19 protein-coding genes are annotated in these 23,918 nt (G+C 75.7%); 7 read left to right on the forward strand and 12 right to left on the reverse strand.

Annotated features, from left to right (window positions below):
• Positions 1–137: 137 nt before the first annotated feature.
• Positions 138–1,187 (reverse strand): ABC transporter substrate-binding protein, encoded by a 1,050-nt coding sequence (locus PUR61_RS20485; protein ID WP_329880531.1) that lies wholly within the window; start codon positions 1,185–1,187, stop codon positions 138–140.
• A 386-nt stretch (positions 1,188–1,573) separates the two neighbouring features.
• Here PUR61_RS20485 and PUR61_RS20490 point away from each other — a divergent pair, with 386 nt between their 5' ends.
• Positions 1,574–2,356 carry an IclR family transcriptional regulator gene (locus PUR61_RS20490; protein WP_329880532.1) on the forward strand — a complete coding sequence of 261 codons (783 nt, stop codon included), beginning with the start codon at positions 1,574–1,576 and terminating at the stop codon, positions 2,354–2,356.
• A gap of 197 nt (positions 2,357–2,553) precedes the next feature.
• Here the strand turns inward: PUR61_RS20490 and PUR61_RS20495 are convergent, their stop codons facing one another.
• The 6 genes from PUR61_RS20495 to PUR61_RS20520 form a co-directional block, all read right to left on the reverse strand.
• Positions 2,554–3,363, reverse strand: a complete 810-nt coding sequence (locus tag PUR61_RS20495; RefSeq protein WP_329880534.1) for a winged helix-turn-helix domain-containing protein — start codon at positions 3,361–3,363, stop codon at positions 2,554–2,556.
• 82 nt (positions 3,364–3,445) lie between these two features.
• The gene (locus PUR61_RS20500; RefSeq protein ID WP_329880535.1) at positions 3,446–3,577 is read right to left on the reverse strand and encodes a hypothetical protein; all 132 of its coding nucleotides are present in this window, start codon (positions 3,575–3,577) and stop codon (positions 3,446–3,448) included.
• Positions 3,578–4,231: 654 nt separating this feature from the next.
• The gene (locus PUR61_RS20505) at positions 4,232–4,909 is read right to left on the reverse strand and encodes a GTP-binding protein (RefSeq protein WP_443035202.1); all 678 of its coding nucleotides are present in this window, start codon (positions 4,907–4,909) and stop codon (positions 4,232–4,234) included.
• A complete protein-coding gene (locus tag PUR61_RS45460; protein ID WP_380362063.1) occupies positions 4,890–5,219 on the reverse strand; it encodes a DUF742 domain-containing protein in 330 nt (109 codons plus the stop codon). The genes PUR61_RS20505 and PUR61_RS45460 overlap by 20 nt, the downstream gene beginning before the upstream one ends.
• A 263-nt stretch (positions 5,220–5,482) precedes the next feature.
• The gene (locus PUR61_RS20515) at positions 5,483–5,902 is read right to left on the reverse strand and encodes a roadblock/LC7 domain-containing protein (protein WP_329880538.1); all 420 of its coding nucleotides are present in this window, start codon (positions 5,900–5,902) and stop codon (positions 5,483–5,485) included.
• Positions 5,899–8,925, reverse strand: coding sequence for a nitrate- and nitrite sensing domain-containing protein (locus tag PUR61_RS20520; protein WP_329880540.1), 3,027 nt, complete (start codon positions 8,923–8,925; stop codon positions 5,899–5,901). The genes PUR61_RS20515 and PUR61_RS20520 overlap by 4 nt, the downstream gene beginning before the upstream one ends.
• A gap of 557 nt (positions 8,926–9,482) precedes the next feature.
• Between PUR61_RS20520 and PUR61_RS20525 the strand changes: the two genes are divergently transcribed.
• The 3 genes from PUR61_RS20525 (at position 9,483) to PUR61_RS20535 (ending at position 14,277) form a co-directional block, all read left to right on the forward strand.
• Positions 9,483–11,327 (forward strand): AMP-dependent synthetase/ligase, encoded by a 1,845-nt coding sequence (locus PUR61_RS20525; protein WP_329880657.1) that lies wholly within the window; start codon positions 9,483–9,485, stop codon positions 11,325–11,327.
• Between the two features lie 204 nt (positions 11,328–11,531).
• Positions 11,532–12,740 carry a polysaccharide deacetylase family protein gene (locus tag PUR61_RS20530; protein WP_329880541.1) on the forward strand — a complete coding sequence of 403 codons (1,209 nt, stop codon included), beginning with the start codon at positions 11,532–11,534 and terminating at the stop codon, positions 12,738–12,740.
• A 436-nt stretch (positions 12,741–13,176) separates the two neighbouring features.
• The gene (locus PUR61_RS20535; RefSeq protein ID WP_329880542.1) at positions 13,177–14,277 is read left to right on the forward strand and encodes a nitroreductase/quinone reductase family protein; all 1,101 of its coding nucleotides are present in this window, start codon (positions 13,177–13,179) and stop codon (positions 14,275–14,277) included.
• A gap of 98 nt (positions 14,278–14,375) precedes the next feature.
• Here the strand turns inward: PUR61_RS20535 and PUR61_RS20540 are convergent, their stop codons facing one another.
• From PUR61_RS20540 to PUR61_RS20550, 3 genes are all read right to left on the reverse strand, one after another.
• Positions 14,376–15,176 carry an SGNH/GDSL hydrolase family protein gene (locus tag PUR61_RS20540; protein ID WP_329880543.1) on the reverse strand — a complete coding sequence of 267 codons (801 nt, stop codon included), beginning with the start codon at positions 15,174–15,176 and terminating at the stop codon, positions 14,376–14,378.
• 448 nt (positions 15,177–15,624) lie between these two features.
• Positions 15,625–16,242, reverse strand: coding sequence for a hypothetical protein (locus PUR61_RS20545; RefSeq protein WP_329880544.1), 618 nt, complete (start codon positions 16,240–16,242; stop codon positions 15,625–15,627).
• Positions 16,243–16,452: 210 nt separating this feature from the next.
• Positions 16,453–17,751 (reverse strand): hypothetical protein, encoded by a 1,299-nt coding sequence (locus PUR61_RS20550; RefSeq protein WP_329880545.1) that lies wholly within the window; start codon positions 17,749–17,751, stop codon positions 16,453–16,455.
• Positions 17,752–17,954: 203 nt separating this feature from the next.
• Here PUR61_RS20550 and PUR61_RS20555 point away from each other — a divergent pair, with 203 nt between their 5' ends.
• Together PUR61_RS20555 and PUR61_RS20560 are read left to right on the forward strand one after the other, a co-directional pair.
• Positions 17,955–19,124, forward strand: a complete 1,170-nt coding sequence (locus tag PUR61_RS20555; protein ID WP_329880547.1) for an exonuclease SbcCD subunit D — start codon at positions 17,955–17,957, stop codon at positions 19,122–19,124.
• Positions 19,121–22,237, forward strand: coding sequence for an SMC family ATPase (locus PUR61_RS20560; protein WP_329880548.1), 3,117 nt, complete (start codon positions 19,121–19,123; stop codon positions 22,235–22,237). The genes PUR61_RS20555 and PUR61_RS20560 overlap by 4 nt, the downstream gene beginning before the upstream one ends.
• 55 nt (positions 22,238–22,292) lie before the next feature.
• On the opposite strand, the gene PUR61_RS20565 is transcribed toward PUR61_RS20560, so the two are convergent.
• Positions 22,293–22,556: a hypothetical protein gene (locus tag PUR61_RS20565; protein ID WP_329880672.1), complete on the reverse strand. Its 264-nt coding sequence runs from the start codon at positions 22,554–22,556 to the stop codon at positions 22,293–22,295.
• Between the two features lie 153 nt (positions 22,557–22,709).
• Here PUR61_RS20565 and PUR61_RS20570 point away from each other — a divergent pair, with 153 nt between their 5' ends.
• Positions 22,710–23,375 carry a DUF1990 family protein gene (locus PUR61_RS20570; protein ID WP_329880550.1) on the forward strand — a complete coding sequence of 222 codons (666 nt, stop codon included), beginning with the start codon at positions 22,710–22,712 and terminating at the stop codon, positions 23,373–23,375.
• Between the two features lie 96 nt (positions 23,376–23,471).
• Here the strand turns inward: PUR61_RS20570 and PUR61_RS20575 are convergent, their stop codons facing one another.
• Complete coding sequence (locus tag PUR61_RS20575; RefSeq protein ID WP_329880552.1) at positions 23,472–23,915, reverse strand: secondary thiamine-phosphate synthase enzyme YjbQ; 444 nt, start codon at positions 23,913–23,915, stop codon at positions 23,472–23,474.
• Between the last annotated feature and the right edge of the window lie 3 nt (positions 23,916–23,918).

The raw sequence follows: 23,918 nt of genomic DNA on the forward strand, positions 1-23,918 counted from the left end.
CTCCTGAGGAGAGCGGGGCTGACGAACGTTCGAAGGCCGTCGGCGGGCGGCCGGGGGAAGGCCGGGGGCGGGACAGCGGGGGGAGCGGTGGGGAGACTGCGGGGGCGGGGTTGACGGACGGCCGGTGGCGGCGGCCGTCAGCCGTCCGCGCCGCGGCGGGCGGCGAGCAGGGCGCGGGCGGCACGGAGCGGTTCGGGATCGGCCCAGGCGCGGACGTCGACCGGGGCCTCCAGGAAGCCGTGCCGGTGGAGGAACCGTTCCTGCTGCTCCAGCAGACCCAGCCGCTCCTCGGAGAGGTCGAGATGCAGGGTGCGGTGACTGCCCGGCGCGTACGCGCCGGCCACGCCCTCCTCCCCCGCGCCGGTCTCGGCCTGGAGGATGCGGCCCACCTCGGCGGGGTGCTCGGCGGCCCAGTCGGCGGCCTCCAGCAGCACCGAGAGGAAGCGTGCGACCAGGTCCGGGTGCTTGTCGAGGAGGTCCTGGTGGACGGTGATCGGGCGCGGCGTGCCGTTGTTGACCCGGGCTCGGCGGTCCGGCGCCACGTCCAGGTCGACGGCGACCTCCGCGCCGATGCGCCGGGCCGCCTCCACGGCCAGCGCGCCCTTCACGTACACCGCGTCCACGACGCCGTCCCGCAGGGCGGCCAGCTCCGCGGCCCACTGCCCGCCGTCCGGGGCGGCCGGGACGTCCACCCACTCGGCATCGTCCGCAGTGAGTCCGGCGAGCGACAGCGCACCGTGCAGGCCGGAGAGGGCCATCGCCCGCCAGAAATCGATCCCGATCCCATGACGTGGGACGGCCAGGCGTCGGCCGCGCAGCTGCTCCGGGCCTGCGATGCCGCTCCCGGCCCGGACCAGGACGACCTGCCGCTCCTCGATCCAGGTGAGCCCGACCAGCCTGGTCCGCTCGCCGCGCGAACGGGCCCAGAGCGCCGGCACGTTGCCGCCCTCGCGGAACAGACCGGTGAGGGCGTGGGTGTAGTGGTGGTCGGCGGCGACCTCCGGCGGCACGTCCTGGAGCGAGCGGACGGCGATGCCGTCGGCGGCGAACTCCCGGGCGAACCGGCCCTGGTCGGCGGCGATGCCGGTGGCGGTGGGGACGGGGCAGCGGGTGAACCACAGGGTCGGCGGGGCGTCGGAGGCGGACGCCGGCGCGGTGGCGGCGGTCCTGCTGGTGGGGCTGGGCACGGTGGCGGGTTCCTCTGCGACGGGGTGCACGCGGGTGCGGCGGTGCGCGGCACGGGGCGCGCACCGGCCTTGCGGCGGCGGGGCGTAGGCGGTGGGCGCGGACGACGCGTCAGCGACAACAGGCGCAGGAGGCGGGGCACCGGTGGGTCGTCACGGCGCTGCTCCTTCCTGCGGTCCGGCGCGGTGGACGGGGCTCGTCCGGTGCGCTGCGCCGAGCGTTCCACGACGAGGGAGCCAGAGGCAAGCCTTTGCCACATCGTGGGATCACTTGTTCATGAACGGCATCCCATTGCAACGCTGTTGACACAATCCCGCAGCACGGGCTGCCCTAGTCTGGGAGCGACTCCGGTGAACCGGCCGGAGCGCCGGACAGAACGTGAGGTGCCATGGCCGAGGCCGCCACCGCCGTCCAGAGCCCACCGGCCGGCGCCCAGGCCGTGCAGCGGGCCCTCGGCCTGCTGCACTGCTTCCACGACAACGGCCCCGACCTGAGCGCCTCCGACCTGGCCCGCCGGACGGGCCTGTCGGTCTCGACCGCGCACCGGCTGGCCCGCACCCTGGTCAGCGCCGGGTTCCTGGAGCAGGACGAGCAGTCGGCCCGCTACCGGCTCGGTCCGGCCGTCGCCGAACTCGGCCAGCTCTCCTTCCACCAGCGCGGCCTGCACCTGGCAGCGCCCGAGCTGGAGTTGCTCTCCCGGCGCACCGGCGCCACCGCCGACCTGGCGATCCGCAGCGGCCCGCACGCGGTGATCCTGGTCGGCGCGTCCGTCCGCCCGGAGAGCGGGCTCGGACTGCGCCGCCCACTGCACTCGACGGCCCTGGGCAAGGTCCTGCTGGCCTGGCCGCGCCCGGGCGAGGCCGGGGTGTCGGCGCTCGGCCCGCTGCCACCGTTCACCGACCGGACCATCACCGAACCGGAGCGGCTGGACGAGGAGTTGGCGAAGGTCCGGTCGGCCGGGTACGCGCTCAACGACGGCGAGTCGGCAGCCGGAGTGCGCACGGCGGCCGTACCGGTGCTGGACGGCACCGGTCACGCCCGGTTCGCGCTGGCCGTCCGCTCGACGCCGGCCCACCTCACCGACGACCGGCTCGACTGGTTCCTCGGACACGCGCGATCCTGTGCCGACGCGCTCGCCGTGCTCCTGCTCCCACCGGACCAGCGGGCCTGACCGGCCGCGGCCACGCACGTACGGGCCGGGCGTTCAGGGGAACGCCCGGCCCGTACGGCCGTGCTCGACGACTCTCGGTGGTTCTCGACGGCCGCCGACGGCTGTCGACGGCCGGCCCGCACCGCACGCACCGCGGGACACGGCGCCCGGCACGGAGCGGGTGGAGCACAGCGGATCCGGCACATCTCAGGGGCGGTTCACGCCACCGGGGTGTACTTGTAGCCGACCCGACGGACCGTCACGATGCTGTCCCGGTAGGCCACGCCGAGCTTGCGGCGGAGCCGGGCGACGTGGACGTCCACCGTCCGGCCGTCACCGACGTGGCCGTAGCCCCACACGGCGGAGACCAGGTGGTCGCGGGTGTGCACGCGCTGCGGGTGCTCGGTCAGGTGCGCCAGCAGCTCGAACTCCAGGTAGGTGAGGTCGAGCAGCCGGCCGTCGACGTAGGCGTTGCGCCGCTCCACGTCCACGGCGATGCCGCGGCCGGCGGGCCGGACCGGGCGGACGGCGGCGGACGCGGCACCGGCCGGTGCGACGCCGGCGACCGGGGAGGCGGTCGGCGCCGCGGGAGCGGGGACGCCCGCGCCGGGAACCGCACCCGGGACGGCGCCGGCGACCGACGCGTTCTCGGCCGGGACCAGCACCAGGTACCCGACCATCGGGTGACCGGCGGCGGCGCCGAACTGGGCACCGTACTGGGCCAGCAGAGCCTGCGGGAGCGTGCCGTGCGGCAGCGCCGCGACGACCGCCGCGCCTTCCGGCAGGGCCGCCAGCAGCGCCTGGGGCGGCACCGGGACCTGGCCGAGCTGCGGGACGTCCGACCCGTACGACGGGTGCGGGACCGACGGCGGAACCGCGGCCGCGGAGGGGACGGACTGGGCGCCCGCCGCACGCGGCGGCACCGGCCCGCCGTGCCATCGTTCGCCGTTCGAGGGGACGGAGCGGACCGCGCGCAGGTGCGGGGTCGCGGCGGGGAGGGGAAGGGTGGCCGTGGAGGAAGAAGACATGATGCCGCTCATTTCGCGCGTGACGGACGGGGTGGAGTCGTCTGCGCGTCGACCGGGCGTGCTGCCGAGAACTGACCCGAGGTCAGCGGAGGGAGAGCCGGGACGCGCTGGGCGACCCCGGACACGTCTGGTCGAACAGGTGCGGCTGCCGGGACGGCCAGAACGGCTGGAGGTCGAGGCGACGACCTCTGCTGCTGTCCGCGACGTGGTTCATGCGCCCATTCAACCATGTGAACGGACCGTTGCACCGCTCCGTCCGGGCAGCCCCGACCGCACGGGCGGTCATGGCGGCAGCTGCCGGAGGAAGGGCGGGACGGGATCGGTTCACTGGTGCTCTCCGCGAAGCGGGCAGGGTTGACGGCGGCCCACAGGACGGCTGTCCGGTGCTGCCGGGTCGACGAATTGATGGACCGTCAGATTCCGCGGAGGGGCCTGCGGTGCGGACCCTGGCGGGACGCGCGGACCGGGAGGCTCCTCGGAAGGACGACGACGGGTACGGCGACGGCTGGCAGGGTCACCGACAGCAGGCGCTGCAGATGAGCGCGTGGTCGATGTAGCGTCGAACGGTCAACGCCGGAGTGACCGGGGCCGGGGCGGGCGCGGCTGCTGCGTATCGCTGCTCGAAGCTCACGACACTGCCCTCCCCCTCTGGATCACGGTGCGTCCGCACGGCTCGTGCGGCACTGCGCCGCACGCGTTGCGTTCGCCGGTCGAGGCGTCCCGGCAAGGGGCCGGACGGCCTTCGTCGACAGAGCCTTCCATGCCCGGGCGGTCAAGGCAACCTACCCGGCCAAGATCGTCCGACATGTGGACACGAGAATGAGACACGGCCGTCACCGAGGCGTCACAAGTCCCCCGCCGGACCGCCTCAGCGCCCGGCGGGCCCGACGGACCGGCGGCGGACGGCGGCGTGCTCCACCAGCGCGACCAGGATCTCCTTGCCGTCCTCGCGGAGGCGGGCGTCACAGAGCACGACCGGGATGTCCGGGTCCAGGTCGAGGGCGTCCCGGACCTCCTCGGGGGCGAACACCTCACTGCCCTCGAAGCAGTTCACCGCGACCAGGAAGGGGATCCCGCGCTGCTCGAAGAAGTCCACCGACGGGAAGCAGTCCGCCAGCCGGCGGGTGTCGGCGAGCACGACCGCGCCCAGCGCACCACGGGCCAGCTCGTCCCAGACGAACCAGAACCGGTCCTGGCCGGGCGTGCCGAACAGGTAGAGCGCGAGTCCGGGCTTGAGGTCGATCCGGCCGAAATCCATCGCCACCGTGGTGGTGCGCTTGGTCTCCACCCCGGCGGTGTCGTCCACCGGGCGGCCCAGTTCGCTCAGCTCCTCCTCGGTGCGCAGCGGACGGATCTCGCTGACCGAGCCGACGAGGGTGGTCTTGCCCGCGCCGAATCCGCCCGCGACCAGGATCTTCACCGCGACCGCCGGGCCGCCCCGCCACCGCGGGTCGCCGGACTGCGCCGCGGGGGCGGCCCGGCCGGGGGCGGAGCCGGGGACCGGGGCGGCGGCGGTCACGGGCAGGTCAGAGCGCACGGAGTCCATTGATCACGTCTCGCAACAGGCGCTCGTCCGGCAGCTCGGCGAGCGGAACGGGTCGGGTGACGCTGATCAGCTCGGCGTCGTAGAGGTCGCCGAGCAGGACGCGCACCACGCTGACCGGCAGGTCGGTGTAGGAGCCCAGTTCGGCCACGGAGAGCGGCCCCCGGCGGCACCAGGCCAGGATGGTCCGGTGCTCCGGGTCGAGCACGTGCGCGGGCACGGCCCCCGCGGCCGGAGCGGGATCGGCCGCGGTGACCAGCGAGATCAGGTCGAACAGGCCGTCCTCGACCGGCCTGGTCCGGCCGCGGGTCATCGAGTACAGCCGCACCACCGGGCCGGCGTCGTCGTCGAACCAGCGGTCGTCGACCGGGGTGCGGGGCCGGAACAGGTCGAGATCGGACGGGTCCGCACCCGGGCCGTCGTCGACCGCGCCGTCGTCGGCCGGACCGCCGCCGACCGGACCGCCGTCGGCCCGGCCGCCCGGGCGCGGGTCGCCGGAATCCTGTTCGTCCACGATCCGCTCGCCCGCGGCCCGACCGTCCGGCGCGGGCCTCGACTCCTCCGCCACAGGGCCGCTCATCTCACCGGCGGGGCCACGTCGGCGCGCGGCTCGGCGGCCAGGTGCTCACCGACCCGCTTGACCAGCAGGGCCATCTCGTAGGCGATCTGGCCGATGTCCGCCTCGGCCTCGCTCAGCACGGCCAGGCAGCTGCCGTCGCCGGCCGCGGTGATGAAGAGGAACGCCTCGTCGAGCTCGACCATGGTCTGGCGGACCCCGCCGACCTTGAAATGCCCACCGGCGCCCTTCGCCAGGCTGTGGAAGCCTGCGGCGACGGCGGCCAGGTGCTCGGCGTCCTCCCGTTCGAGGCCCCGGGAGGCACCGGTGGCCAGCCCGTCGCTGGAAAGGATCACCGCGTGCCGCAGGGCCGCGACACGTCCTACCAGGTCGTCCAGAAGCCAGTTGAGGTCTCCGGACGACTGCGTCGACAAGGTCATGAATCTGTTCCTTCCGCTGGTGCGGGTGGTGCGGGTGGTGCGGATCGAGCCGGTCGTACGGGTCGTACGGGTGAAGCCGGTCCTGCGGATCGTACGGGCGCTGCGGGTGGTGCGGTGCGTGCGGGCGGTCCCTCGGTCAACGGACCGGCGGGTGCGCCCGGTTCCGCGAGCGGGAGCGCGGCCGGGGCGATCCTGGCCGGCGGCCGGACGGGCGCGCGGCGCGCCAGGGGCGCGGTTTCGCCCGCGGCGGGACCGGGCAACGCCGGGGGCGCCGGTGCCGGAGCGATCGCCCGGCGGTCCGGGTTCTGCGGCAGCCAGGCGGCCACGGGCGGGGGCGCCGTCGCGGGCCCGGCGTCCGCCGCCGGGCGCCCCGCCCCCGACGGGCTGCCGGCGGTCCGGCCCCGGGTGAACCCGCGTTGGAAGGAGGCGAAGGTGGCCCGGGCCTCCTCGGGCGAGCGCTCGCGCGCAGGGTCGGCCTCGACGCCGTCGGAGCCCGCGCCCTGCCGGGCCGCAGCCCGGTCCCGCAGCTGCGGGGCGAGGCTGGCCTGCCGGATGCGGCGCGGGAGGGCGCCCGGGCCGGCGGCCCCGGCGGCCGTGACGCCCCGTCCGGGCGCGGCGTCCTGCGGGACCGTGCCCGCGGCCGGCGCCCCGTCCGGCGCCGCCCCGGCGGCGGGCACACCGTCCGGCGACAGGACCCCGGGGGCGGAGCCGTCCTCCCGGCGGTGCCGTCCGGTCCCCTGCCCGGCGGGCTCGCTGGCGGGCGCCGGCACCAGGACCGGCCCGCCGCCGCGGGAGCGGCGCGGCAGACCGCCCGGTGTGCGGGCCGGCTCGGGCGCCGAGGGCCGCGGTCCGCCGGCGCCCCGGTGCCGTCCGCCCTGACCGCTCGCACCCGCCGACCGTCCGGCGCCGCCCGGGCCGTCGGCCCGGCCGTCCTCGCCGGCACCGTCCGGGCCGAGCGCGGGCACCGCGACGAGGTCCCGCTGCCCGCGCCGCCCCGCCACCGGGCGCCGTCCACCGGACGGGCCGGTCGCCGGTCCGGCGGCCGGGCCGCCGTAGGCGCCGCCGGTGCCGCCGCCGTACGGGCCGCCCGCCGAACCCGTGGCCGGGGGCGGTTCGGGCAGTCCGTCCGGCGCCTCGGCCAGCAGTTCGCGCGGGATCAGCACCACCGCGGTGGTGCCGCCGTACGGCGAGGGCCGCAGGTGGACCCGGATGCCGTGCCGCCGGGCCAGCCGGCTGACCACGAACAGGCCCAGCCGGTCGGTGTCGGCGAGGTCGAACTCCTGCTCCACCGCGAGTCGTTCGTTGATCTCGGCGAGCGCCGAATCACTCAGCCCGAGCCCGCGGTCGTCGATCTCCAGCGCGAAGCCGTGCGCCACCACCTCGCCCTGGACGGTGACCTGGGTGCTCGGCGGGGAGAACACCGCCGCGTTCTCGACCAGTTCGGCGACCAGGTGGGTAACGTCCGCGACCGCGCTGCCGAGCAGCCCGGTGCCCGGGAACGGCCGGACGATCACCCGCGCGTAGTCCTCGACCTCGCCCACGGCGGCGCGCACCACGTCCACCATCCGCACCGGCTTGCGCCAGGCCCGGCCGGGCGAGCCGCCGGCCAGGATGATCAGGCCCTCGGCGTGCCGGCGCATACGGGTGGTGAGGTGGTCGACCTTGAACAGGTCCTCCAGCTCCGCCGGGTCCTCGGTGCGCCGCTCCATGGTGTCCAGCAGCGTCAGTTGGCGGTGCAACAGCACCTGGCTGCGGCGGGCCAGGTTGACGAAGACCGCCGAGACGCCGCGGCGCAGTTCGGCCTGCTCGACCGCCGCCTCGACGGCGGCCCGCTGCACGGCGTTGATGGCCCGCCCGACCTGGCCGATCTCGGCGGAGCCGAACTGCAGCTCGGGCGCCTCGGTCGCGACGTCCACGGCCTCGCCCTTGCGCAGCCGCAGCATGACCGAGGGCAGGCGGGTGCCGGCCAGTTCGTTGGCCGCGTTCCGCAGGCCGATCAGCTCGCGGGCCAGGCCGCGGCCGATCCGGTAGGAGATGACGATCGACAGCACCACGGCGACCAGGCCGATCACACCGGCGATGCCGCCGCGCCAGAGCATGCCGATCGCGTAGGAGTGCTCGCGGTCGTCGATCGTGCCCGCCAGCCGGGTGTTGATCGCCGCGAGGTCGCCCAGCGCCCGGTCCGCGGTCTCCCGCCACGCGTCGCCGTTGATCGCCTGGACCACCCGCTCCGGGCCGCCCGCGCCGACGAAGTCGGCCTCGGCCCGCGCCAGCGCGGCCCACGCCTCACCGCCGCGCAGCGCGATGTAGTCGGCCTGGTCGGCCGGGTCGAGCTCGGCGATGTAGACGGTGAACAGCGCCTGCTGGTTGTGCAGGGCGTCGATGGCCACCTGGTACTGCTCCGCGGTGGGCCGACCGGTCGCGGTCCGGAGCCCCTCCATGGCCGCGTCCTCCTGGGCCAGGTACTCACGGGCGCGCACCAGCTCGATGAGGATCGTCCCCTGCCGGGGCAGTTGGCCGCTCTGGCGGGCGACGAAGGCGGACCGGAAGCCGAAGGTCGGCTTGATCAGGTCGCTGTACTGGCCGAGCGTGAACTCCCAGTTGAGCGCGCCGCGGTTGATCTGGGAGCGCAGCGGTGCGAGCTGGTCGGCGGCGGCGAGGACTTGGAGGAGTCGCCCGCGCTGGGCCTCGTCGAGCCGGCCGCCGTCACCGTCCTTCAACTGCCGCAGCAGGGTGAGGCTCCGGTCGGTGGTGGCCTGGGCCTGTTCGAAGGCGTCCCGGGTGGCCCGTGAGGCGGGGTCGGCCAGCCGCTTGACGGCGGCCCGGCGCTCGACCTGGAGATCGTGTGCGTACCGGTCGACCGGGGGCCCGAACTTCTTGTACGTACTGCTGATCTCCAGCCGGCTCCAGACGTCTCCGGTGGTGGCGAGCGTCGCGTACACCCAGAGGGCGGTCAGGGCGACGATGGGCACCAGGAGCAGCGCGATGATCTTCGCGCGGATCGAGCTGCTGCGCAGACGCATGGAGTCCTCGGTCGGGAAGTGCCAGGCGCGGACGGGGCGTGGGGGTGGAGCGGTGCGCGGACGGGCGTCCGAGCGGGGTCCGGACCTGGGCTCCGGGCTTGGGAGCCGGGCTGGGCGGGAGCGGTGCGGGGGCGGAGCGGGCGTGGAGCCGGGCGGGGCGGGCGGAGCGTGAGCCGGGCGACGCGGCACGGGGGCGGGCGGAAGGGAGTGCGAACGACAAGTGGTACAGACCAAGCCTGGATCGAGTACGGACCGGTGCCGATTCGGGCCCGGCCGGGGAGGTCCGGCCCGAAGTCTGCGAGAGCCTACTACGCCCTGACCACTCGTTCGAGGGTCGAACCCGTCCTCTTCCCGCACCCGGCCGGATCGTGTCCGGATCGTTCCCAAGATCCCGGATCCCGCCGCATTCCCCCGGGTCCGGAGCCGCCCCCACCCCGGCACTCCCCTCCTGGACCGGTGCCGATCTCGTCGCGTCACGGTCACAACCCTGGGCAGTCGGGGAGCTATCCGATAGTTTCGCTCCACCTGCAGGAGGGATCGGGGTGATCGGGGGGATCGTGCGCGAGTTCACCACCCCCGCCCCCACCGGACCACCGGTCACCGGCGGACTGGCCGACTCGCTGTACGACACCGCCGAACGCTCCCCCGGCCTGGTCCAGCTGGCCCGCCGCGACGGCGGGGCGCACGGCGCCCCCGGCGGCGAGTGGCACGAGGTGACCGCCGCGGCGTTCCGGGACGAGGTGCTGGCCCTCGCCAAGGGCCTGCTCACCCGCGGCGTGCGCTACGGCGACCGGGTGGCCCTGATGTCCCGCACCCGCTACGAGTGGACGCTGTTCGACTACGCGCTCTGGTCGATCGGCGCGATACCCGTCCCGATCTACCCGACCGCCGCCCCGGAACAGGTCCGCTGGATCCTCGCCGAGACACAGGCGGTCGCCTGCCTGGTCGAGAACGAGGACCACGCGATGACGGTCGGCGCGGTCTGCGACGCGCTGCCCGAGCTGACCGGCATCTGGCAGCTGGACCGGGACTGCGTCGCCTCGATCGTCGAGGACGGGCGCGGGGTCCCCGACGCGCTGGTCCACCGTCAGCGGCTCGGCGTCTCGCCGGAGAACATCGCCACCGTCGTCTACACCTCGGGCACCACCGGCCGCCCCAAGGGGTGCCTGATCACGCACGCCGGCCTGGCGTCGGCCGCCGACGCGCTGCTCGACGGCTGGGGCGACATCTTCGCGGACACCGGCGGCGGCCAGGCGTCCACCCTGCTCTTCCTCCCGCTGGCGCACGTGTACGGGCGGATGGTGCAGATCGCGGCGGTCCGCGCCGGGTTCCGGATCGGCCACGTCCCCGAGGTGTCGACCGACTTCCTGCTGCCCGCCCTCGCCTCGTACCGCCCGACCTTCCTGCACGTCGTCCCGTACGTGCTCGACAAGGTGTTCCAGCAGGCCCGGCGGGCCGCCGAGGAGGCGGGGCGCGGCGAGCTCTTCGAACAGGCCCGTCAGGTGGCGGTCGACTGGGCGACCGCACGGGAGCAGCGCGCCTTCGGACAGGGCCCCGGTCCGGGCCCCGGCCTGCGGCTGCGTCACCTGGCCTACGAGCGGACGGTCTACCAGCGGCTGCGCGCGGTGTTCGGGGGCCGGGTGCGCGGCGTGATGTGCGGCGGTTCGACGCTCGACCGCGAGGTCGCCCTCTTCTTCACCGGGATCGGCTTCCAGCTGTACGAGGGGTACGGGCTGACCGAGACCTCGGCCGCCGTCACCGCCAACCCCGCCGGACGCCGGCGGGCGGGCACGGTCGGCCGGCCGGTCCCCGGCGCCACCGTGGCCATCGCCGACGACGGCGAGGTGTGGGTACGCGGCCCCGGCGTCTTCGACGGCTACCTCAACCACCCGCGCTGCACGGCCGAGTCGCTGTACGACGGCTGGTTCGGCACCGGCGACCTCGGCAACCTGGACGAGGACGGCTACCTGACGATCACCGGCCGCAAGAAGGACCTGATCGTCACCAGCAGCGGCAAGAACCTCGCCCCCACCGCCCTGGAGAACCGCGTGGAGGCGCACGCGCTGGTCTCCCAGTGCCTGGTGGTCGGCGACGACCGCCCGTACGTGGCCGCGCTGATCACGCTCGACCCGGCGGCCCTGGCGCACTGGCTGAAGTCGCGCGGGCGCGAACAGCTGGACCCGTGGGCGGTGCTCTCGGACGCGGACCTGCACGCCGAGATCCAGCGGGCGGTGGCGGCGGCCAACACGGCCGTCTCCCGGGCCGAGTCGATCCGCGCGTTCCGGCTGCTGCCGCGCGAGTTCGGGCTGGACCAGGGACTGATGACGCCGTCACTGAAGCTTCGGCGGGCGGCGATCACGGAGTACTACGCGGACGACATCGAGGAACTGTACGTCCCCTGACGGGTCGTCTTGTCCCGTTTGCCGCCCCGGAGACGGCGCGCGGTTCACCGGCGGTTCCCTTGACGATCCGAGTGGTCCAGTCCATTGTTGCCTCGGTCTGAGTGCGGCACGCCCAAGGCTCCCGCCCCTCGGGGAGCGCCCCAACCCGTTCTCCGCGCGCCCTCCCCACGGGCGCGTCCCCCACGCAGGAGTCGCCACGTGTCCATGTCCTCGCGCCTGTCCGCGCGCCTGTCGCCCCGCCCGGCGGCGCACGTCCCGGCCCGCCCGGCCTCCCCGCGCGCCACCTCGCGGGTCGCCGCCCGCCTCTCCGCGCTGGCCGCCTCGGCGGCGCTGCTGGCCGCCGGCTTCGCCGCGCCCGCCTCCGCGGACGCCCCGAACGCCTCCGCGCCCTCCGTCAACATCGCCACCAACCCCGGGTTCGAGATCCCCGCGTCCTCGCTCGCCGACTGGGGCAGCGTGCCCGGCTGGCGCTGCACCGGCGGTCCGGCCGAGGCCGCCCTGACCAGCGTCGCCCCGCACTCGGGCACGTCCGCCCTCGGCGTCACCCCGGTCGGCGACGACTCCACCGGCGAGTGCGTGCAGACCGTCTCCGTACAGCCCAACACCACCTACACCGCCTCCGCCTGGGTCCGCGGGAAGTACGTCTTCCTCGGCGCCACCGGCACCGACCGCCCGACCGCCCCCGCCTGGACGGAGAACACCAACGGCGGCTGGCAGCGTCTGACCACCCGCTTCACCTCCGGACCCACCGCGAGCACCGTCCGCCTCTACGTGCACGGCTGGTACCAGCAGGGCCCGTTCGCCGTCGACGACGTCCAGGTGGACGGAGCCCTGCCCGCCCCCGCGACCGGTGCGGGCTCCGTGCCGACCAGCGACAAGGTGGTCTTCTTCACCGTCGACGACGGCTGGCAGCGCACCCCCGAGGCCGAGCGGTTCATCACCGACCACAAGCTGCCGATCACCGCCTTCCCGCTGCCGATGCCGGCCGCCGCCGACCCGGGCTTCTTCCAGCGGGTCACCGCCGCCCCCGGCTCGTCCATCCAGAACCACAGCGTCTCGCACGCGGACCTCAGCACGCTCTCGCTCGCCGAGCAGCAGGTGGAGATCTGCGACGCCCGGGACGCCCTGGCCCGGACCTTCGGCACCACCCCGACCGTCTTCCGTCCGCCGTACTTCGCCTGGAACGCCGTCACCCTGCAGGCCGCCGCCAACTGCGGCTTCCGCCACGTGCTGACCGCCAACGCCGACTTCAGCTGGGGCGCCTCCAACGTCTGGCACGAGGGCACCCTCTCGCCCGGCGACGTCGTGCTGCTGCACTGGACCGACACCCTCGCCACCGACCTCCCGCGCGCGCTGGCCGCCGCCGAGGCCGCCGGCCTCAAGCCCGCGGGCCTGGCCTCCTACCTGCGCTGAGACCTCCACGGCAGGGCGCGTCGCCGGTCCCCAGGGACGGGCGGCGCGCCCTTCGTCCTGTCGCGACCGGGTGACGGCGCGGGTGGGTGAACGCGTGGGCGCGTGGCGGCCCGGGCGCGTGGCGGCCGTGCTCCTCGACGCCGCCCCGACCGGCCCGGCGGCCCTCCGGATCCCGCTCGTTGACAGACGGCGGGCCCGGTGGCTCTAATGATCAGGTGCAGCGTGGCGCCGGCCAAAGAGAACTGGGCCGGCCGGTGGCCGAGCGAGCACCTTTCACCGAGGGACGATGCGCGATGAGTTCACACTCCGCTCCCCTGATCTGACCCGAGCGGCCGCGGCGGTTGCCCGCGCGCTCGCTTCGTCCTGTTGCCTGCCGCGCCGGAACCGGTGTGCCGCTGTGGCCTTCACTCCCCTCGTTCGGAGACTCCACAGACGTATGTCCGTTTCTGCCAGTCCCATCTCCCCGTCCGATCCCCCCGGTTCCTCCGGTTCCTCCGATTCGCTCACCCCGCCCGGCTCGTCCGACGCGCCCGACACGCCCGATCCCCGGTCCTCCGGTTCCTTCGACTCGTTCAACCAGGCGGTCGTCGCGGAGTTCCGGTCCAACGGCGGACGGGTCGGCGGCCCCTTCGAGGGCGGCGACCTGCTTCTCCTCACCACCTCGGGGGCCGTCACCGGCCGACCGCACACGGTACCGCTCGGGTACGTGCGAGCGGAGGGGCTGCTCCTGGTCATCGCCTCGGCGGCCGGGGCGCCCGAGCACCCGCAGTGGTACCGCAACCTGCTCGCCAACCCGGTGGTCGGGGTGGAACTCGGCACCGGGACCTTCGACGCGGTCGCCGTTCCGAGCGAGGGCCCGCGACGGGACCGCCTCTTCGCGGCCGCGGTGCGGGCGGCCCCCGGGTACGGCGACTACCAAACACTCACCGACCGGGTGCTCCCCGTCGTCGTGCTGGAGCAGTCCGGCACCGAACCGGCCGGGGCCGGGTCCCCGGAACCCCGTGAGGTGGCGAACCTCGCCGACAAACTCCTGGAGGTGCACACCTGGCTGCGCTCCCAGTTGCGGCACGTACGGGCCGAGACCGAGGCGCACTTCGCTCGCGGCCCGGCGGCCGCGAGCGGGCGGGCGCCGGAGGACCGGTCTGCGGCGGGCGGCCGGTCGGCGGCGGGCGGAGGCCCGGCCGCGGACTCCGGGAACGCTCCGGCGCTCGGACTGCAGATCCGCCAGCACTGCCTGGCGTTCTGCCAGGGCCTGACCGTGCACCACACCGGCGAGGACCAGGGCGTCTTCCCGGCCCTGGCCCGCAGCCACCCGCACCTCCGGGAGGTGCTCGACCGGCTGGCCGAGGAGCACCGGGTGGTGACCCGGCTCAAGGACGAGCTGGTCGCGCTGGTGTCCGACATCGGCGCGGCCGAACCTGAGCGGTTCCGGGCCGAGCTGGCCCGGATGTCCGCCGAACTGGAGGCCCACCTCGCGTACGAGGAAAGGGAGCTGCTGCCGGTGCTCGCCCTGATCCCCTTCCCGCCGGGGCGTTGAACGCGGCGCCCGCCGGTCGTGCTCACGGAGCAGGACCGGCGGGCGCCGCGCGGTGGGCGGGTGAGCGCCGCGCGGTGGGCGGTCGGCCGGACGGGCGGTCAGGCCTGGGCGGAGAAGACCGGCAGGTAGCCGCCCGAGTGGCCGGAGGCCTTCGGGTGGTAGCTCTCCTCCACCGGCAGGGTGGTGCTGTTCAGCCAGGTGGTGGAGGAGCCGCAGATCTCGTGCTCCCGGAACACCGAGCGGACGTCACCGAAGGCGAAGCCCGCGTTGGCGGCGCGCTTGGCGAGCACGTCGGCGAGGACGTCGGCGGCGCTGTTGATGGCGGCCCGCTTGGTGTCGCCGATGCCGAAGATGCAGTTGCCGCCGACCTTGTAGAGGTGCGGGTAGCCCAGGACGACCACCCTGGCGTTGGGCGCCTTGGCGTGGATGGCCGCGTAGACCTGGTCGAGCTTGCCGGGAAGCGTGGTGGTGGCGTAGTTCTTCGCGGTGGCGACGGCGTTGAGGCACGCGCTCTCGGAGTCCAGCACGCAGGTCTGCATGGTGCCGGCGAAGCCCGCGTCGTTGCCGCCGACGCTGATGCTGACCAGCGTGGTGCCCGCGTTCAGCGCCGAGAGCTGGCTGTTGAGCACGTCACCGGTCTTGGCGCCCGAGCAGGCGACGAAGGCGAAGGAGGACGGCGCGTGCGCGTTCTTCCAGAGGTACGGGTAGGCGTTGGTGCTCCGCTTGCAGTTGCCGCTCTCGCCGGTGTAGCTGCCGGCCCCGAGGCCGGACGCGTACGAGTCGCCGAGCGCGACGTAGTTGACGCCTGCGGCCTGGGCCGAGGAAGCCGTGAAGAGGGTGGTCAGGGAGAGGAACGCCGCGAGGGTGGCGACGGACATGGCACGGGCAGGACGTAGCATGACACCTCCTGGGAGTGACGTGCGTCACATCATTTGATACCAGGCGGTAGGTATCGCGGGAAGCGGTCATGCCAAGGCAATTGACAGTCGGTCTGACAACGATGGAGTGAACTGCCGTGCCGGCGACGGAAAGTGCGACGTGCACGCCGGTGCGACGGACAACCCGTTCGGGGGACACGAGGGCAGCTCCGGGGCACGGCGCCCCGGGTCGTCGACGCGCGGTGCCGGGGACGACGGGGGACGACGGGGGACGACGGCGGTGTGGCGACCCGACGTCAGGTCACCGCACCCCTGTGGGCGGTCTCCGTTCGACCGGCCGACGGACGATCAGGCGCGGCGGCCACCAGTGCCCGTACGGTCGGTCGGCGATCCTTCGGTCCGACCCGGGCTCGGTGGCGCGGAGCGGTCCCGCGCCCCGGCCCCGAGCCCCAGGCCCGAGCCCGCGGATTCACGCCCCCGGATTCACCCCGGGGAACACCTCGCAGCCCTCCACCGGGAGCTCCTCGATGGCCTCGTTGGCAGCGGCCGGCACCCCCAGCCTCCGGACGGCGGTCGCCACGGCGGCCCGGGCCTGGCGCAGCCCGGGCGCACCCCAGCCGAGGAGTTCGACCGCGAGACCGGGCGCGACCAGCAGCCGCCGGTAGTGCCGCCCCGAGGCCGGGTCCGGAGCGCTGGGGCCGACCGCCCGCAGCGCGGCGGCCATCCGGACGCGGGCGCACTCGTGCCCGCCGTTGGCCGAACCGACCCGGTCGTAGAGGTAGCCGAGGTAGTACGGCGTGCCGATCAGCGCCTGGGCCTCCTCGGCAGCCTCCCGGGCCAGCGCGGAGCCCGGGTCGCCGGCGTCCTCCGGTTCCAGCGACCCGCCGGGGAGCGAGACGATGCCGTCCTTGGGGTTGACCAGGGTCAGCACCCGGCCGTCGGGGGCGAACAGCCACCCCCAGGACTGCTTGACCGGGAGCCCGGCGGGCACCCGCTCGCCCGGCCGCCACGGCCACCCCGCGGTGGGGCGACGGCGCACCTTCCCGAGCAGTTCGGCGACCTCCGCGCTGAACTCGATCCGACCCATGCGCCCCCCCCCTTTCGGTCTCGGGCTCGCCGGACCGACGGGGCGCGGGGTGGACCCGCAGTGCGCGCGGTTCGGGGCTGAGCGGCGGGGTCGGCGGCGTGGGGCACCGGCCGTTCCCACTGTTGATCTTCCCCGAAATCTTCCCCGAACAGGCGGTCGATGAACAGTCCCCAGCGCCGCTCGGTGGACGCGCCGGACCGAAAGGGCAGGTCAGCCCACGGGCCCACCGTCCTCCCCGGGCCGCGCGCCGGTAGGCCGTCCGCCGGGCGCGCCCGGGCCGGGCGGCGGCGGGTCGGCGGAGGAATCCGGGCCCTCCGGCGGCGCCTGCGGGAGCGGGAACCCCGGCAGCGGGACCGCCGCCGGGGGGAAGGGCATGCCCCGGCCGACGTCGTCCGCGAGCGAGTCGAGCACCTCCCGGACGGTCATCGGCCGCAGCCGGCCCCCGTCGAGCGCCCAGCCGCGCACCGTCTGGCCTCCGGGCGCCGCCGGGTCGCCGTGCAGCACCATCGCGCCCGCGCCGCCGCCGGCCACACCCGCCGCCAGCGTCACGCAGAACGCCTCGGTGTCCCGCCCGCCCGCGCGGAGGCGTCCGCGCTCCACCCGGACGTCCGCCGCCGAGGACAGTTCCTCGCCGTCCTCGGGGCCGTGGCAGCGGATCGTCACGAGGTGGACGCCCTCGCCCGCACCCTCGGCCAGCGCGAGGAGGACGCCGACGGCGTACCTCGTCACCGCCGCCGACCGCCGCTCCGCCGCCGGCCCCTCGCCGACCGCCGACAGCAGCGCGGCCATGGCGACCGAGATCCGCACCCTGGCCCGGTGGTCGTCGGCCAGTTCGGGGAGGAGCGCCACCAGCCGCTGGCCCGCGTAGACGAACGGCTCCCCCGCCAGCTCGGGATCGGCCGCGTACGCGACCCGGGCCGCCGCGTCCGCCGGGTCGAAGCCGAGCGCTTCGCAGTAGTCCTCGAAGTCGGCCGGGTCGAACACCCTCAGGTGCACCTCCAGGCCCTGGCCGTACAGCGCCCGGAGCTGGACCGCCGCACGCCTCAGGTAGGCCCGGAAGGGCAGGTCGCCGAAGAGGCCGTGCCGGGACAGGTCGGCGAAGTCGGCGGCGCGGACGACCAGCGCGAGCGCCACCGGCTGCGGCGGCGGCGCACCGCGCGGTCGCCACCGGCGCCGGTCCCCGGCACCGGGCCCGGCCGGACCGGCCGACCCGGGGCCGCTCGCTCCCCCGCCCGGGGGGCGCCCACCGGGGGGACCGGCCGGCACGCCGCCGGCGGCCGGTCCCCCCGGTCCGGGGCGGCGCCGGGCCGGACCGGGCGCCCGAAGCCGCACCGCCCGCCGCGCGGCAGCACCGGCCCGGGCCCGCCGACCGGGGCCGGGGCGGTCCCGCAGGCCCGGGGGATCGAGGTGGTCGACGTGGTCGACGTGGTCGACGTGGTCGACGTGGTCGACGTGGTCGAGGAGATCGAGGAGGTCCTCGGGGAAGAGGAAGCGGAACTGCCCGGTCATGGCCGTGTCCTTCCGTTCGGTCGTTCTCGCGGTCGCCGCCGGACCGCCCCGCACCTGCTGGCTCCCGGCGACCGCGAACATACACACCGTCACTGACAATCGACCGAGAGCGACCTCCGCCGGACCGGGGCAGGTCACGGCGGACGGGCCGCCGTCCCCGTTCCGGACCGCGTTGTCGGTGACGCCCGTTATGGTCGGGGACCATGCGACTGCTGCATACCTCCGACTGGCATCTCGGACGCTCGTTCCACCGGGAGAGCCTGCACGACGCCCAGCGCGCGTTCCTGGACCACCTGGTGGCGGTGGTCCGGTCCGAACGCGTGGACGCCGTGCTGGTCGCCGGCGACGTGTACGACCGGGCGCTGCCCGGCCTGGAGGCGGTCGCCCTCTTCGACGACGTCCTGCACCGGCTCGCCGACCTGGGCGTGCCGACGGTGTTCATCAGCGGCAACCACGACTCGGCCCGCCGGCTGGGCGTCGGCGCGGGCCTCATCGGCCGGGCCGGCGTCCACCTGCGGACCGACCCGGGCGAGTGCGCCGCGCCCGTCGTGCTCGCGGACGCGGACGGACCGGTCGCCGTCTACGGGCTTCCGTACCTGGAACCGACACTGGTGCGGGAGCGGTTCGGGCTGGCCCGCGGCGGTCACGCCGCGGTGCTCGGCGCCGCGATGGACCAGGTCAGGGCCGACCTGGCGGGCCGCCCGGCGGGCACCCGGGCGGTCGTCCTGGCGCATGCCTTCGTCACCGGGGGCGAGCCCAGCGACAGCGAGCGGGACATCGCGGTCGGCGGCGTCGCGGCGGTGCCCGCGTCCGTCTTCGACGGCGTGCACTACGCGGCCCTCGGTCATCTGCACGGCTGCCAGACCCTCGCCCCGCACCTGCGCTACAGCGGTTCCCCGCTCGCCTACTCCTTCTCCGAGACCGACCACCGCAAGACGATGTGGCTGGTCGACCTCGCGGCGGACGGCTCGGTCGCCGCCGAGCGGGTCGACTGCCCGCAGCCCCGGCCGCTGGCGCGGCTGCGCGGCCGGCTCGACGAGCTGCTGACCGACGAGAGCCACGCCGCCGCCGAGCAGGCGTGGGTGCAGGCGACGCTCACCGACCCGAGCCGTCCGACCGAGCCGATGGAACGGCTGCGACGCCGCTTCCCGCACACCCTCCAGCTGCTCTTCGAGCCCGAGGCGACGACGGCGGACGCCTCCCCGTCCTATGCGGCCAGGGTCAGCGGACGGACCGACCTGGAGATCGCCGAGGGCTTCCTGCGGCACGTCCGCCCCGGTGCCGATCCGGACGCCGACGAGCTGGGCTGGCTGCGCGAGGGCTTCGAACGCGTCCGGCAGACCACCGACCGGAAGGCCGAGCTGCCCCGATGAGACTGCACCGGCTGACCGTCACCGCCTTCGGCCCGTTCGCGGGCAGCGAGACGGTCGACTTCGACACGCTGGCCGCCGGCGGGCTCTTCCTGCTGCGGGGAGCCACCGGCGCGGGCAAGAGCAGCGTGCTCGACGCCGTCTGCTACGCCCTGTACGGCGAGGTCCCCGGCACCCGGCGGGCCAACCGGCTGCGCAGCGACCACGCCGATCCGAAGCGGCTGACCTCGGTCCGGCTGGAGCTGACGCTCGGCGGGCGGCGGCTGGAGATCACCCGGCTGCCCGAGCAGCCGCGGCCGAAGAAGGTCGGCAAGGGCACGACGGTCGAGCGTGCCCAGACCCTGCTCCGCGAGTGGTCGACGGACGGCGGCGACGCTACCGGGGCCGGATCCGGGGGGAACGGAGACGGCGACGGGAGTGGCGGGCCGGGCTGGCGGGCGGTCAGCAAGTCGCACCAGGAGGCCGGCGAGGAGATCCACCGGCTGATCGGGATGAGCAGGGACCAGTTCTGCCAGGTGGTGCTGCTGCCGCAGGGTGACTTCGCGCGGTTCCTGAGGGCCGACTCGGAGGAGCGCGGCAAGCTGCTGCGGCGGCTGTTCGACACCGAGCGCTTCCAGTCCGTCGAGTCCTGGCTGGCCGAGCAGCGCCGGGCCCAGGAGGCGGCCGTCCAGACCGGCCGCCGCAGGCTGCGGGACTTGGCCAACAAGGCCGAACAGGCGGCCGGCCCGGACGCCGAACCCGTCGAGGGCTGGGTGCCGGCCGAGGACGAGCCGGTCCCGCCGACCGGCGTGCAGGCCGGCACCGAGCTCACCACCGGGGTGCTCGGCTGGGCCGCCGTGCTGCGCGGCGGCGCGGCCGAACAGCTCGCCGTGACCGAGGCCGCGCTGGCCGGCGCGGAGGAGGCCCACCTGGAGGCCCAGCGGGCGGGGGCCGCCGCCGAACAGCTCGCCGACCGACAGCAGCGGCACCGGCAGGCGGTGGCCGAGGCCGCCCGCCTGGCCGGGGACGAAACGGCCCGGACGGCCGACCGCCGCCGACTGACCGCGGCCCTGGCGGCGGTCGGGGTCGAGTCGGTGCTGCACCTGCGCGACTCCGCCGCGGTCGCCCACCGGACGGCCCGCGAGGAGGAACGACGGCACCGCGCGGCACTGGCAGCCGCCGGCGGCCCGGACGGCGAGGGCCGCGCCCTGGCGCACGCCGAGGCCGAGGAGCTGGCCGAGGCCGAACGCGGGCTGCGTGCCGAGCTGGTCCGGCTGGAAGCGGCGGCGGCGGACGAGCGGCGCTGCGCCGAGCTGGACGGCGCACAGGCGTCGCTGGCCGCCGACCGGCAGCGCGCCGAGGACCTCGCCGAGGAGGCGGCCGACTGGCTGTCCGGCTTCGAGGCGCGGTTCGCCGCCCTCCAGGAGGAGCAGTCCGTCGCGCGGGACGCGGCCGCGCAGGTCGACCGGCTGGACGTCCGGCGCAGCGAGCTGACCGGCCGCCTGACCGCAGCACGCGGCCGGGACGCGCTGCAGCGGGAGATCGACCGGGCCCGGCCGCAGGCACTCGCGCTGCGCTCCGACGCGCTGGACGCCCGCCGGCACAGCCAGGACCTGCGCGAGCTCCGGCTCGCCGGCATGGCCGCCGAACTCGCGGCACAGCTGCGGGCCGGTGCGCCCTGCCGGGTCTGCGGCTCCCCCGAACACCCGGCGCCCGCCCGACCGTCCGGCGAGCAGGTCCGCGCGGCCGACGAGGACCGCGCCCAGGCCGCCCAGACGGCCGCCGAGCAGGCGGCCGACACCGCCGAACGGGAGCTCGCCGACCTCCAGGTGCGCCAGGCCGCCGCCGCCGGGGCCGCCGGTGCGGAGAGCACCGACGCCCTGGCCGAGGCCCTCGGTCGGCTGGAGCGGGAGCACCGCACGGGGGTCCGGGTCGCGGAGGGGCTCGGCGCGATCGGGCGACGGATCGAGCAGACCACCCGGGAGCAGGCCGCCCGGCTCACGGCCCTCGGCGACGCGCGTGAGCGGAGTGCCGAGCTCGGCGCCCGGATCCGCACCCTGCACGCCGAGCGGGAGGAGCGGGGCGGCCGGGTGGCGGCGGCCCGGGGCGGCGCGCCGTCGGTCGCCGCCCGCGCGGCCGGCCTGGCCCGCCTCGCGTCGGCCGTGTCCGCCCTGGCGGGCGCGGCCCGGACGGCTGCCGAGGCGGCGTACCGGCTGAAGGAGGCCGAGGGCGAGCTGGCGCGGGCCGCCGTCGCGGCCGGGTTCCCGAGCGCGGAGGACGCCGTCGCCGTCCTGCTGCGCCGGGAGGAGCGCGAGCGGCTGGAGCTGCGGCTGGAACGCCACCGCGCCGAGCTGGCGGCGGCCGAGCGGCGGCTCGCCGAACCGGAGCTCGCCTCGGCGGCGGCCTGCCCGCCGGCGGATCTGCCCGGCACCCGGGCCCGGCTCCACGCCGCCACCGACCGCCTGCGGGCGGCGCACGCCGCCCGGGACGCGGCGCGCGCCCGCTGCGACGCGCTCGCCGGGATCGGACGGCAGCTCGCCGAGCTGGCCGGCTCGCTCGCCCCGGCGCTGGCCCGGTACGGCCGGATCAACCGGCTGGCCGCGCTCGCCGCCGGCACGTCCGCCGAGAACCGGCTGCGGATGCGGATGGAGTCGTACGTCCTGGCGGCCCGGCTGGAGCAGGTGGCCGCGGCGGCGAGCGACCGCCTGGTCCGGATGTCCGGCGGTCGCTACACCCTGGTCCACAGTGACGACCGGGGCACCGGCACCAAGCGTTCGGGTCTGGCCCTGCGGGTGGTGGACGCCTGGACCGGCACGGAGCGCGACACCGCGACCCTCTCCGGCGGCGAGAGCTTCTTCGCCTCGCTCGCGCTGGCCCTGGGCCTGGCCGACGTGGTCACCGACGAGGCCGGCGGCATGCCGCTGGACACCCTGTTCATCGACGAGGGGTTCGGCAGCCTCGACGAACACACCCTGGAGGAGGTGATGGACGTCCTCGACGGTCTGCGCGAGCGGGACCGCGCCGTCGGCATCGTCAGCCACGTCGCCGACCTGCGGAGCCGCATCCCGACCCAGCTGCTGGTCCGCAAGGGCCGGCACGGCTCCACGCTGGCCCTGGCGGGGCGGGAGGACGCCTGACCGGGGGACCGGCGGCGGGCGTTCGGAACGCCGGGGAGCGCAGGGCCCGGCGCGGTCAGCCGGAGCAGGCGATCCGCTGCGCCTGCTGCCAGGCGCACACCGGGCAGAGCGTGGTGCCCGGGTGGTCGGCGGGCAGCTCGGTCGGGTCGCCGCACAGGACGCAGTCGGCGCGCGGACCGGTCAGCTCCGGATCGCGCACCAGCGCCGCCTCTGCGCCACCGGGCGCCAGGGCACAGACCCCGCTGTCCGTGGCGTCCGTCGCGTCTGGGACGTTCCGGACGTTCGGGGCGTCCTCGTGGTTCGTGACCGCTTCGCTCATGCCGCCTTCCTACTCCGCACCCCGGCCCTGCCGCAAGGCGCCGGGGAGACCGCCCCGGGGGCGCGGCGCGAGGAACCGGGCCACCGCGGACGGCGAGACCTCGGGCGAAGGGCACGTCCTGACGTCCGGGAGGCGGCGGGTACGGTGAACCGCATGCCCGACGCCCCTGCGCCGCCCCCCGCCCTGCACCGACGGCTGCTGACCGCCCGGGCCGCCGAGCCCAGCTACCCGGAGGTCGGCGCCACGCGGGACGCCAGGCTGCCGGACGGGTACGCGCACCTGCGACGACGCGTCCATCTCGGACGCGGGCCCGAGGTGCTGGAGCGGGCCGGACGGTACGTACTGGGCTGGGGCAGCCAGCTGGGCACCGGCTTCGCCGTGTATCCGCACGCGCCCGCCGAGCCGGGGGCGACCGTCCTGCTGCGCCTCAGCCTGCCCGGCACGCGCCGCCCCCGGATAGTGATCCCGTGCCGGGTGGTGTGGACCGTCGACGAGCCGGACCGGATCGGCTTCGCCTACGGAACGCTGCCCGGCCACCCGGAGTGCGGCGAGGAGGCGTTCCTGGTGTCCATGGACGCGGCGGGCGAGGTCTGGTTCGAGGTGACCGCGTTCTCCCGGCTCGCCGCCCGGTACGCGCGGATCGGCCGACCGGTCGCGCTGCTCTGCCAGTACCTGGCGATCGAGCGGTACCTCGCCGCCGTGGCCTCCGCCGCCGTCGGCCGCCCCCGGACCGGCCCCGACGACACCGGCCCCGCCGAGGTGGCCGCCCGGCCCGCGCCGGACGCGCGGCGTACTCCACCGACGGTCGCCGCTCCGTAGCCGGCAGCCGCCGGGGCCCGGACGCCAGGGCCCGGTGCGGCCCGGCCCGTCCGATCCCCGGCGCCCCCGGCCGAGCCCGGCCCGGGCCGGCCCGGATCAGCCCAGGAACGAGAGCCGGACGGACCGCCGGGGGTTGTCGCCGTTGGTGTCGATCAGGACCACGGACTGCCAGACACCCAGGGCCAGTTGGCCGCCTATCACCGGCAGGGTGGCGTGCGGGGCGACCAGTCCGGGAACGACGTGGTCGCGGCCGTGGCCGGGACTCCCGTGCCGGTGACGCCAGCGGTCGTCGGCCGGAATCAGCTCGCGCAGCGTGGCCAGGAGGTCGTCGTCGCTGCCCGAGCCGGTCTCCAGTACCGCGATGCCCGCCGTGGCGTGCGGCACGAAGACGTTGAGCAGGCCGTCGCGTCCGACCGCGTGGTCGTTGAGGAACCGCGTGCAGCGGTCGGTGATGTCGAGCGCGACCTCGCGGCTGCCGGTGGTGATCTCGAAGGTCGTGGTCCGGAAGGTCGTGGACGTGGTGTACGTGTGGTCCGCCATGCC

The sequence above is a fragment of the Streptomyces sp. BE20 genome (assembly GCF_036322525.1).
GTDB lineage: Bacteria > Actinomycetota > Actinomycetes > Streptomycetales > Streptomycetaceae > Kitasatospora.